The sequence below is a fragment of the Streptomyces sp. SID3212 genome, from assembly GCF_009865405.1.
Lineage (GTDB): Bacteria > Actinomycetota > Actinomycetes > Streptomycetales > Streptomycetaceae > Streptomyces.
Map to the genome: position 1 here is coordinate 1 of NZ_WWJY01000903.1, position 8745 is coordinate 8745.

The following is an 8745-nucleotide window of genomic DNA, read 5'->3' on the forward strand; positions in this document are numbered from 1 at the left end:
CCCCGACTACCCCTCGGCCCGAACCCGCACCCACCCACCCCACCTCACCCCCCCACCCGAGGCAAGCAATCCGCCGACAGCCCTGGCAGCCCGCCAGCTCCACAGCCACTGAGAGATAGTCATGCTCGATCTCGGGCGGCTTCGCGCCCTGCACGCCGTTTCCGTCCACGGGTCCGTCGGGGCTGCCGCCTCTGCCCTCGGGTACACCCCCTCCGCCGTTTCCCAGCAGATCACCAAGTTGGAGCGGGAGACTCGTACAACACTCCTGGAGCGGCGGGGGCGCGGAGTGGTGCTCACCGACGAAGCTCGGCATCTCGCCGCCACCGCCGAGCAGTTGTTCGCCATCGTCGAGCGGGCCGAGACCTCCCTGGAGGAGCGTCGCGGGCAGCCCACCGGGCAGCTCGCCGTCGCGGCGTTTGCCTCCTCCGCGCGGGGGTTGCTTCCCCCTGTGCTCGCCGAACTCGCCCTGCTTCATCCCGCCTTGGACGTTCGGCTGCGCGAGATCGACCCTCACCTGTCCTCCGACCTCGTCGCGCGGGGGCTGATCGATCTCGCCGTCACCCACGACTGGGACATCGCCCGGCTGCCCATCCCCGACGGGGTCGAGCAGGCCGTCATCGGTGACGATCTGTGTGATCTGCTCGTGCCGGACGGGCACGCGCTCGCCGCGCGGCCCGTCGTACGACGGGCGGATCTGCGAGGGCTGCGCTGGATCTGTCAGCCGCCCGGTACCGTCTGCCACGACTGGCTCGTGCGTACGCTGCGTGCCGCCGGTGGTGAGCCCGTGCTGGCTCATCAGGCCGAGGAGAACCACACCCAGATCGCCCTGGTCGCGGCCGGGTTGGGCGTCGCGATGGTTCCCCGGCTGGGGCGGGGGCCGCTGCCCCCGGGCGTACGGGCCCTCGCCCTCGATCCTGTGCCCTCGCGACGGTTGTACGCGCTGTGGCGCACCGGTGCCGCCCGGCGGCCGGCCGTCACCGCCACCGTGGCGGCCCTGCGGCGGCATTGGCCCGAGGTTGCCGCCAGCGCCAGTTGAGAGCGCCAGTTGAGGGTGGTGGTCCGCCGGGCGGGCCCCGTTTCGGCCCGCCCGGCGGAGACGCCTTACGGCCTCAGCGTCTGCTGACGCTCCACCTTCTGGCGGTCCAGCTTCGCGTCGAACGGCGCGAGCGGCTTCGCCTTCGCCGCGTCCTGCTGTACGGCCGCCGGCGCGACGCCCGCCCAGTCGAGGATCCGGGCCGTGGCCTTCGCCGACTGGTCCGGGTTCAGAGCCGCCACGTTGGCGCCGTGGTTGGCGCCCGGGGCGACGTACACGTAACTGTCACGCGCTCCGCGCCCGACGCGGAACTGCTCCGCGCCCCACGGGTCGTTCTGCCCGTACACGAACAGCATCTGGTCCGCGTGGTGCTGCACCCAGCTGTCGACGTCCGGCATCACGCGCGGGTCGAACGACATGGGGATGTCGCGCGGCACGAAGTTGCGCGGCGGCTGGTAGCCGTAGCGGCTCAGCTTGCCCAGGTGCGGCTGCTTGATGTCCGGCGAGCCCAGCTGCGTACCGGCCTGGTAGTAGTACGGCGTGTACGTCGCGAGGCCCTGGTCCGTGTAGGCGGAGAAGCCGGAGATCGCGTCGATGGTGTCGTAGATCTCCTGGTCGGTGGCGGTGGCCGGCGGGATGCTCTCGCAGTCCGCGAGCAGGCTGTACTGCCAGAACGCCCAGACGAAGTCCAGGACGACGGCTTCGTACGCCTTGTCGAGCGAGCCGACGGTGGTGAAGGTCGCGCCGTTGGCCTCGGCCCACTCCGCGTACGTCTTCTCCAGCGGCTCCCGGCGGATCAGCGCCTGGCGCTGCACGGCGTTGAGCTTGTCGCGGCACTCCTTGGTGCCGACCTTCTCGAAGAACCGGTCGTACGCCGAATCCTCCTTGTTCACCACGTCGTTGGGCGCGACGTACGCGACCACGCCGTCCATGTCACGAGGGTAGAACCGTTCGAAGTAGGTGGCGGTCATGCCGCCCTTCGAAGCGCCCGTGGAGAGCCAGTTCTTGGTGTAGATCTTCTTCAGCGCCGTGAAGATGCGGTGCTGGTCGCTGGCGGCCTGCCAGATGTCCAGCTTCGACCAGTCGGCCGTCTCGGGGCGCGACGGGGTGAAGAAGCGGTACTCCATCGAGACCTGGTTGCCGTCGATGATGCGCGTCGGCTCACTGCGGCTCGGGTTGGTGGAGACGTTGTAGCCGCCGGTGGAGAACACCGTGGGGCGGCTGGTGTCCTTGTGCAGCAGCGTGATGCGCTGCTGGAAGGTGCCCTTGGACGGGTGCCGGTGGTCCACCGGCTGGGTGTAGTTGAGGACGAAGTAGCGGTAACCCTCGTACGGCTTCTCCTGGATCAGGCTCATCCCGGGGATCGCCAGGACGCGGTCCTTGATGTCCGTGGCGTCCGGAGCGCCCTTGGTGTCCGTAACGGCCGTACCACTCGCGGACTTCTGGTCCGCGGCGGTGGCCGCACCCGCCGTTGCCGCGGTGCCTATGATCAGCGACAGCGACAACAGCCATCTCAGCGTCTTGCGCATGCACTCTCCCTGTGTTCATGACAGACCTGGTGAACCTAGCGGGGTGCATGCCGCACCGCCAGCCCCGCCGGCCCCCGTGGGAGCAACCTTCCCGGCCTCCCGCGCGTCGTACGCATGTACACCCGACTGATGACAGGGGCATGCGTGTTCGCCGGTACTGGGTTTGGCGGGACGGGGTTGGGCGGGAACGGGCTGGCCGGGACCCGGTTGGGGAAGCGCGTGCTGTCGCGCTGGTTCGCGGTGGGGACGGTCGTCGTCTCGCTCGCCGCGCTCGTTCTGGCCGATCCCGCCGCGGCCGATGCCGCGCCGCTCTCCGTGTGCTCGGGGCAGCCGCAGAAGACAGTGTCCTTCGCCCACGGCGGGCTGCGGATCTACAAGGCGCGGGGGTACGCGTGCGCGCTCACCGTCGCCGACCAGCCGGGCGCCAGGCGGGCCATGCGGGTCAGCCTCCAGGCGCGCGGCGGCAGCCCGTTGGTGGACAGCGGGGACTTCACGCAGCACGCGGGGCCCGTGACCGTCCACGCCCTCAACCGGTGTGTACGGGCCTCCGGCGCCGTCTCCGGCGCCTCGGCCTCCACCGGGTGGGTCCTCTGCTGAGACGCGACGACAGCGAGCCGCCTCAGACCACCGCCGCCGTCTCCTCCTCCTCGCCGATGAAGCTGCGCCACAGCTTGGTGTAGCGCCCGTTCAGCGCCAGCAGTTCGCCGTGCGTGCCGTCCTCCACCACCCGCCCGTGGTCCATCACGACCACCCGGTCCGCGCGCGCCGCCGTGGTCAGGCGGTGGGCGACCACCAGGGTCGTACGGCGGCCGGTGAGGCGGTCCGTGGCCTGGTTGACCAGGGCCTCGCTCGCCAGGTCCAGCGCGGCGGTCGCCTCGTCCAGCAACAGGACGTCGGGGTCGACCAGTTCGGCGCGGGCGAGTGCGATCAGCTGGCGCTGGCCCGCCGAGAGGTTACGGCCCCGCTCGGCGACCTCGTGCACGTACCCGCCGTCCAGCGTGGCGATCATCTCGTGGGCACCCACCGCGCGCGCCGCCGCCTCCACCTGCGCGTCCGTCGCCTCCGGGCGGCCGTACGCGATGGCGTCGCGGATCGTCCCCGCGAAGAGGTACGCCTCCTGCGGGACCACCCCGAGGCGGTGGCGGTACGCCGTCAGGTCCAGGTCGCGCAGGTCCGTACCGTCCGCCGTGACCCGGCCGCCGGTCGGGTCGTAGAAGCGCGCGACCAGCTTCACCAGCGTGGACTTGCCCGCGCCGGTCTCGCCGACGAACGCGACGGTCTGACCCGCCGGGATCCGCAGGTCGACCCCCATCAGGGCGGCCTCGTCGGCGAGTTCACCGTTCTCGCCGGTGTAGGCGAAGCTCACGTCCTCGAACGCGATCTCCCCGCGCAGCGACAGCACGTCGAGCGGTGCCTTCGACGCCACCGTCGTGGTCGGCTCCCGCAGCAGCTCCTGGATGCGGCCCAGCGAGACGCTCGCCTGCTGGTAGCCGTCGAAGACCTGCGACAGCTGCTGCACGGGTGCGAAGAAGAGGTCGATGTAGAGGAGGTACGCGACCAGCGCGCCGGTCGTCAGCGTGCCGGCCTCCACCCGCCCCGCGCCCACGATCAGCACGGCCGCCGCCGCCACGGAGGAGAGCAGCTGGACGAACGGGAAGTACACCGAGATCAGCCACTGCCCGCGCACCCGGGCCTCGCGGTAGTGGTCGCTGCGGGCGGCGAAACGTTCCGCGCCGTCCTGCTCGCGCCGGAACGCCTGGACGATCCGCAGCCCGGAGACGGACTCCTGGAGGTCGGCGTTGACGGCGCTGATGCGCTCGCGGGCCAGTTCGTACGCCTTCACGCTCTTGCGGCGGAAGAAGACCGTGGCGACGAAGAGGACCGGCAGGGTCGCGAAGACCACCAACGCCAGTTCCACGTCGATCGCGAGAAGCACGACGAGGATGCCGAAGAACGTGACGACGGAGACGAAGGCCGTGACGAGACCGGTCTGGAGGAAGGTGGACAGCGCGTCCACGTCCGTCGTCATCCGGGTCATGATCCGGCCGGTCAACTCGCGCTCGTAGTAGTCGAGTCCGAGCCGCTGGAGCTGCGCGAAGATCTTCAACCGCAAGGAGTAGAGCACCCGTTCACCCGTGCGGCCGGTCTTGCGCGTCTCGCCGATCTGCGCGAGCCACTGGACGAGCACGACCAGCAGCCCGAGGCCGGACGCGACCCACACCGCGCCGAGAGCCATGCGCTCGACGCCCTGGTCGATGCCGTGCCGGATGAGGACGGGCAGGGCCAGGCTCATCGCGGCGTCCACCGCGACGAGCGACAGGCTGACCAGCAGCGGCAGCCCGAAGCCGCGCAGCAGCCTGCGCAGCCCGTACGACTCCTCGGCGGCGACGGCACGCGCCTCGTCGATCTCCGGGAGGTCGGTGGCCGGCGGCAACGCCTCGACCTGCGCGAGCAGTTCGGGGGTCGCGCCGGGCGCGGCGGACTCCTCGGCGGCGATCTCGTCCCGCTCCCACAGGGCGGGCGTGATGCCGCGCTCCGCGTCGAACTCGGCGTCGATCTCCTCCTGTACGGAACGGTCCTCGGGCACGTCCGCCGACGCACCCGCCGTCCCGCCTGCGGACGCACCCGCCACCAGGGCGGGCACATGCCCCGGGGAGACCTCGCCCAGCTCGTCCGGGTCCGTCAGCAGCTTCCGGTAGAGGGCCGAGCGCCGCTGGAGCTCCTCGTGCGTGCCGATGTCCGCGAGCCGGCCGCCGTCCAGCACCGCGATCCGGTCGGCGAGGTTGAGGGTGGAGCGGCGGTGGGCGATGAGCAGCGTCGTACGCCCGGCCATGACCCCGCGCAGCGCCTCGTGGATCTCGTGCTCGACCCGGGCGTCCACGGCGGAGGTGGCGTCGTCCAGGAGCAGCAGCCGGGGGTCGGTGAGGATCGCGCGGGCGAGCGCCACCCGCTGGCGCTGGCCGCCGGAGAGGGTCAGGCCCTGCTCCCCCACCTTGGTGTCGTACCCGTTCGGCAGGTCGGTGATGAAGCCGTGGGCCTGGGCGGCGCGGGTGGCCCGGAGGATCTCCTCCTCGGTGGCGTCCGGCTTCCCGTACGCGACGTTGGCACGGACCGTGTCGGAGAACAGGAAGCTGTCCTCCGGTACGAGCCCGATGGCGGCGCGCAGGGAGTGGAAGGTCAGCTCACGGACGTCGTGGCCGCCGACGAGGACCGCGCCGTGGTTCACGTCGTAGAAGCGGGGGACGAGCAGCGAGAGGGTGGACTTGCCGCTGCCGGACGAGCCGACGACGGCGACGGTCTCGCCGGGGCTCATCTCCAGCGAGAAGCCGTCGAGGACGGTCCTGCCGTCGTCGTACGAGAAGGACACGTCGTCGAACTCGACGGAGGCCGGGGCGTCCGCCGGCAGTTCCTTCGTGCCGTCCTCCATCGTGGGCTCGGTGTCGATGAGCTCCAGGACCCGTTCCACCCCGGCGCGGGCCTGCTGGCCGATGGTCAGGACCACGGCGAGCATCCTGACCGGGCCGACGAGCTGGGCGAGGTAGGTGGAGAAGGCGACGAACGTGCCGAGGGTGATCTCGCCCCGGGTGGCGAGCCAGCCGCCGAAGGCGAGCATCGCGACCTGCCCGACGGCGGGGACGGCCTGGAGGGCGGGGGTGTAGCGGGCGTTGAGCCTGATCGTACGGAGGCGTCCGGCGAAGAGCTTGCGGCCGACCTCGCGGAGCTTTCCGGTCTCCTGGTCCTCCTGCCCGAAGCCCTTGACGACCCGGACGCCCGAGACGGCGCCGTCCACGACCCCGGCGACGGCGGCGGCCTGCGCCTGGGCGTACCAGGTGGCGGGGTGGAGGCGGGTGCGGCTGCGGCGGGCGATGAACCAGATGGCGGGGGCGACGGCCAGGGCGATGAAGGTGAGGGGCAGGGAGAGCCAGGCCATGATCCCCAGCGAGATCAGGAACAGCAGCACGTTGCCGATGGTCATCGGCAGCATGAAGAGCAGGCCCTGGATGAGCTGGAGGTCGCTGGTGGCGCGGCCGATGACCTGGCCGGTGGAGAGCTTGTCCTGGCGCCGTCCGTCGAGCCGGGAGATGGTGGCGAACATCTCCGTACGGAGGTCGTGCTGGACGTCGAGCGCGAGGCGTCCTCCGTAGAAGCGCCGTACGTACGCGGAGACGTACACGAGGAGCGCGGCCAGGAGCAGGAGGCCGGTCCAGACGCCGAGGGAGCGGTGGCCGCCGCCGATGACGTCGTCGATGACCACCTTGGTGATGAGCGGGACGAAGGCCATCACGGCCATCCCGAGGAGCGAGGACCCCAGGGCCAGCACCACGTTACGGCGGTACCGCCACGCGTATCCCGTGAGCCGCCGTGCCCAGCTCCGCTCCGCCGCCACTGCCGCCGCCACTGATGCCTCCCGTTCGGCCGACCGACCTGATCTGCCGGAATGCCCAACGCGCGCGTCGGCGGATTTCATCCCTCCGCAACAATCCGCGGCCCTCGGAACAGAAAGATGGGCCGCTGGTCCTAGGACGTGACGGACGGGACCTAGGTCTTGGGGGTCTCGTGGGTCTCGGGGGTCCCGTCCTAGGACGTGCGGCCCTGTGCGGGAGGGTCAGCGGGTGGCCGGGACCGCCTCGCGGGCCGCCTTCTCCGGGGTGGCCGGGACCGCTTCGTACGGTGTCGAGGGCACCGCGTGGAGGGCGGTCTTCGCCTTGGTGGCGGCCGGGTTGAGGTCCTTGTGGATCGCCTTGGCGACCGCCTGGATGGTGTTCACGCCGTCGTTCATCGTCTTGTTGTCGTGCGTGAGCACGGTGATCAGGTAGTTGTGGCCCTTGCCGGTGAAGGCGCCGATGCTGTGCACGCGCCACCCGTGGGTGGACCGGGACAGCCAGCCGTTCTTCAGCTGGACGGTGGCGGTGGCCGGGGCCCCGGCCGGGACGCCCCAGCGCTGGGACGCGACGACCTTGTTCATCTTGCCGAGGATGTAGCTGCGCGAGTTGTCGCTCAGGACCGTGTTCTTGGAGGTGATGAGCGCGAGCAGCCGCTCCTCGTCGTGCGCGGTGATCTGGGTGAGCCCCCAGTACTGCCCGGCGCCCGGGGTGGTCTGGGTCAGGGCCGCGGCCTTGAGGAAGCCCTTGATCTTCGTCGGGCCGAGCTGCTTCCAGAGTGTGCTGGTGGCCGCGTTGTCCGACTTGGTGATCATTGCGGTGGTGAGGTCGACCTCCTTCTTCGTGAGGAGGCGGTTCGTCTTCTTCGCGTCCCAGAGGAGGGCCGCGAGGACAGTCACCTTGACCACGCTGGCGGAGTCGTACTTCTGCGTCGCGCGCAGGCTGCACCGCGTCTTGGTCGTACGGTCGTACACCGAGACGGCCGCAGTCGTCTTGCGGCCCTTGAGCGCCGCGGTGATGTCCTTGGAGAGCTTGGCAGCGAGGCCCGCCTTCTCCGAGGTGCAGGTCACCGTGGGTGTGGCGGCCGCGGCGGGTGCCGCGGCGGCGGCCACCGGCACGAGCACCCCTGCGGCGAGCGCCAGCGAGAGCGCGCCGCGGGTACGCCGGGACACGCGTCCGGATATTCGAAGGTTGGTCATGAGAGTGTTCCGCCCCCGTCAATACGTTTCTACGTCCGTACGTCGTACGAGCGCGCTGTGCGGCGCACTCGGAGACATGACAGCCGGACGGGGGCGAATGGTTGTACGAGGCCCTGGCCCTTTACCGAACCGTGCCGAGGCGTCTGGGGCCCGTCAGAGGTGCGTCGGCGCGAACATCCTCAGGCGCGCCGGGAGCACCAGCACCGACGGCCCCGGCGACCCGAGCGCCTTCGCCAGGTCCTCGCGCAGGGACTCCGGGGTCGTACGGACCGCCGGGACACCGAAGGATTCCGCGAGCGCCACGAAGTCCGGCCCCGGCAGGTCCGTCCCGGTGCTCTCGCCGTACGCGCCGGTCAGGTACTCCCGCAGGATGCCGTAGCCCCCGTCGTCCACGATCAGCCAGGTGACCGGCAGGCCGTACTGGCGGGCGGTGGCCAGCTCGGCGAGGGAGTACATCGCGCCGCCGTCGCCGGAGACCGCGAGGACCGGCCGGGTGGGGTCGGCCGCCGCCGCGCCGAGGGCGGCGGGGAAGGCGTACCCGAGGCCGCCCGCGCCCTGCGCCGAGTGCATCGGGCCCGGCCACGCGGCCCAGGCCCAGTAGG

Annotated in this window: 6 protein-coding genes; 2 read left to right on the forward strand and 4 right to left on the reverse strand. The window is 71.1% G+C overall.

What is annotated here, in order from left to right; all coding sequences use genetic code 11:
• The first annotated feature begins 121 nt into the window (after positions 1-121).
• Positions 122-1036, forward strand: a complete 915-nt coding sequence (locus GT042_RS27040; protein ID WP_161311343.1) for a LysR family transcriptional regulator — start codon at positions 122-124, stop codon at positions 1034-1036.
• 65 nt (positions 1037-1101) lie between these two features.
• Here the strand turns inward: GT042_RS27040 and GT042_RS27045 are convergent, their stop codons facing one another.
• Positions 1102-2562 (reverse strand): S28 family serine protease, encoded by a 1461-nt coding sequence (locus GT042_RS27045; RefSeq protein ID WP_161311344.1) that lies wholly within the window; start codon positions 2560-2562, stop codon positions 1102-1104.
• A 276-nt stretch (positions 2563-2838) separates the two neighbouring features.
• Between GT042_RS27045 and GT042_RS27050 the strand changes: the two genes are divergently transcribed.
• Entirely contained in the window at positions 2839-3159 is a 321-nt protein-coding gene (locus GT042_RS27050; RefSeq protein ID WP_237531235.1) for a hypothetical protein, read from the forward strand.
• A gap of 22 nt (positions 3160-3181) precedes the next feature.
• Here the strand turns inward: GT042_RS27050 and GT042_RS27055 are convergent, their stop codons facing one another.
• The 3 genes from GT042_RS27055 to GT042_RS27065 form a co-directional block, all read right to left on the reverse strand.
• Positions 3182-6961 carry an ABC transporter ATP-binding protein gene (locus GT042_RS27055; RefSeq protein ID WP_345943933.1) on the reverse strand — a complete coding sequence of 1260 codons (3780 nt, stop codon included), beginning with the start codon at positions 6959-6961 and terminating at the stop codon, positions 3182-3184.
• A gap of 207 nt (positions 6962-7168) precedes the next feature.
• Complete coding sequence (locus GT042_RS27060) at positions 7169-8143, reverse strand: serine hydrolase (RefSeq protein WP_161311346.1); 975 nt, start codon at positions 8141-8143, stop codon at positions 7169-7171.
• Positions 8144-8296: 153 nt separating this feature from the next.
• The coding region (locus GT042_RS27065) for a thiamine pyrophosphate-dependent enzyme (RefSeq protein WP_237531232.1) at positions 8297-8745 on the reverse strand (449 nt) is incomplete at its 5' end.

Coding starts and splice junctions, on each gene's coding strand:
- GT042_RS27045 (WP_161311344.1), bottom strand. CDS start 2,562: ATGCGCAAGACGCTGAGATGGCTGTTGTCGCTGTCGCTGATCATAGGC.
- GT042_RS27040 (WP_161311343.1), top strand. CDS start 122: ATGCTCGATCTCGGGCGGCTTCGCGCCCTGCACGCCGTTTCCGTCCAC.
- GT042_RS27060 (WP_161311346.1), bottom strand. CDS start 8,143: ATGACCAACCTTCGAATATCCGGACGCGTGTCCCGGCGTACCCGCGGC.